Source organism: Microcystis sp. LE19-10.1B (assembly GCF_027530565.1).
Classification (GTDB): Bacteria; Cyanobacteriota; Cyanobacteriia; order Cyanobacteriales; family Microcystaceae; genus Microcystis; species Microcystis aeruginosa.
This window is the reverse complement of the sequence record NZ_JAPZQM010000452.1, coordinates 1-2,675: the sequence shown is the minus strand read 5'-3', so window position 1 is coordinate 2,675 and position 2,675 is coordinate 1. Positions and strand designations below refer to the sequence as shown.

Below are 2,675 nucleotides of genomic sequence, written 5' to 3'. Positions count from 1 at the left end.
TAAAGGCATGGTTCTTTCCTCCTCAAATTGTTTGATTTTACTCTCTAAGCTTGACTGTAATTCAGGGGATAAAGTCATCATATTGTCGATGATTTCAAACAGTTTAATTATCTGTTCTCTCTCGAACTCCTTTTCATATAATCCCCTGATTAACTTCCATTTCCACTGTTCCCGTTGTGGCAGCTTCCCGGTAGTCGCTTTTGTTTTCAGGTGTGCCATGACTATTATAGCAAAGGGATTGCTACTTGTTTCTAGTTCTGACCAGCTTTCCTCGTAGTCCAGTAATTTGACTGTTGGGAATTTGAGGCTGACTTCACAGCCGGCGATAGTATAATTATAGGAATCTGGTCGCCAATTTACTCGTTCATCTCCTAATATAGCGAGACTGATAACCGGTTTCTGATACAAATCAAAGGCCCGATAGTTATAAATATACATCCTCTGAGGGAAATTTTCTTCGTATTGGCTTTGAATTTCAATATGAATCAAAATCCAGACTTCTTCACCCCTGAGTAACCAAACTTTATAGAGTTTGTCAGCAAAACGTTTTTTTGTCCTTGCTGAAGCGGTAATCCGTTTGAGTTCTTTTTCTAGGGATTCGGGAATTTTTGTCCAATCAATCAATTGGTGAACTTCAGGAAAAAAGAAGCATAAAAACGCTTCAAAATACTCGCTTAATGCTTCTTTCCAGGGTTCATCATAATTGGCGGTTGTTTGTTTCATTATGACAATTTTAGTGGGTTGTTGTCAGAAGGTGAACGCTAACATAAGAACTAAGCAGTTAAAGTATTTAACCAATTGATTAAATCTTCAACCGTAGAGAAATCGAATAAAGCTTCTCTCTCACAAGTCCAGAAAACGGGTTTCTCGAAGAAACCCATTTTCTAAATAGTTTCTCGCAGAAACCCGTTTTCTAAATATTGCCTTTTTCTGATTTTTCTTGCCAAGTACCATGAAAACTGGGAGGGATAACACTGGGTAATTGCAGACAGCAAAGGGGTTCTTTTTCTAACTGCTGACTGTCATAGATTCTCCCTTGGCTGCTGTGATTATTGCCGTCGTAAACCACGACGATTAACCATCCCGTTTCTGGAGATAAACCATCGCAGACAAAAATCGGTTCACTGCCATAACAGTTGCTTTCTAGATAAGCAATAGTTAACTTACCTGTGGAGTGATTATAACAAGCGGGAAGTCCGATAATTTCCCGACGAATATCGCTATCGGGACGATGGACAGCTAAAAAAGTATTTTGCCATTTTTGTCCCACCAGTTGCGGGGAAACCACGGGAAAATCACAGCTTAAATCCGAGAGAATTTCCTGATTAATCACCTTTGCTGATAGGGGATTGATGGTGACACTTGCCAATTTTCCGATGGCTAAAGTTTCGGTTTCACCCGTGGCAACTTCTTTTAAAAATTGATTAGTTTTAAAGTCATCATAACGGACAAAAACAATTTCAAGATTGCCTTGCTCATTCACACAACCATTAGCAAAGTGCCATTGAAACCATGAATCGGTAACACTTTCACTGACTAATTGCAGAGAATCTCGATCAAAAATTAGTATTCTTGTTCCTAATTCTGGCTGCCACTGCATAGCATCACTAAAAGTTTTAAATCCCAACAGTATCGATAATTTATCCGCTTTTATCGGTGGAACGAAAAAGACGAGATACTGTCCTGCTAAAACAAAGTCATGCAGCAGAGACAATCTATCTAACTCAAAAGTATTTTTCTGGATAATTTCACCAGTGGAGTCAGACTTATAGAGATTTAAACTAACTTTAGCACCGATTGTCACCCCGAAATTAAAAATCTCTCCTCTGGACAAATCTAGCTTAGGATGAGCGGAAAAAGTTTCCTTTGCTTGTAAGCTAGATAAATTATCTAAACCTAGAGTTTCTAAAGATTGTAAATCTAATTTATGGGGAAAACCCCCTTCCCAGAGAGCTAATAATTTATCGGGTAAAGCTAACACCGAGGTGTTAGCGGCATTTTTTACCTCTTTTCCCCAATTATTCCAAAAGAAGCCGGGGGCATTCATGCCATAATTAGGAAATAAATATTGATTAGCGGCGCTTTCTTGCTGATAACCGGCAGTCTGAACATAACGATAGGTGGCACTGGCTCCCTTATCATGAAAATGTACAGCTAAAACTGCCCCATCTCCGTCAAACCAATGACCAACTTTTTGCTTACCTCTTTCTAATCTCCCCGGACCATTGCGATAGAGACTACCCCGCAATCCATCGGGAATTTTCCCAGATAATAGGGTTAATTGGGTTTCAGAAAATTCCACTGCTGGTTTTTCTAAAGATTTTGCCCAAGCTTTCATAGATTTGCTTTTTTAGTGATTACATAGTTGAGTATAGCCCTAGACTAGGTTCAATGACAATAATTTCGGCAGTTTACCAGTTAATTAGTATTCGTCACAACCCATCAATTATATCATTATAAAGTATCGGGATCAATTCCCAGAGAACGGATATATTCGGCTAAACGTTGAGATTTTAAACGCTCTTGTTCTAACCTTTGAGATAACTCAAGAGAAGTCAAAAATTTCTGCCCATCTAAACTATAAATTTCTAACCCATCTTCTCTCAATTCAAATCGGATTTTTAACCGAGGACTAACCCATCCCTTAATCTCAGGTATAGAGCTTAATAGTCCTT

Annotated in this window: 2 protein-coding genes and 2 pseudogenes; all 4 read right to left on the bottom strand. The window is 38.7% G+C overall.

Annotated features, from left to right (window positions below):
* A partial coding sequence (locus O9332_RS16530) for an RpnC/YadD family protein (protein ID WP_288026483.1) occupies window positions 1–723 on the bottom strand: 723 nt, incomplete at its 3' end.
* A 50-nt stretch (window positions 724–773) separates the two neighbouring features.
* Window positions 774–839: pseudogene (locus tag O9332_RS16525) on the bottom strand (DUF4351 domain-containing protein); the annotation flags it as partial.
* Between the two features lie 74 nt (window positions 840–913).
* Window positions 914–2,338, bottom strand: coding sequence for a carotenoid oxygenase family protein (locus O9332_RS16520; protein ID WP_002761784.1), 1,425 nt, complete (start codon window positions 2,336–2,338; stop codon window positions 914–916).
* Between the two features lie 116 nt (window positions 2,339–2,454).
* A pseudogene (locus O9332_RS16515) lies at window positions 2,455–2,675 on the bottom strand (Uma2 family endonuclease); the annotation flags it as partial.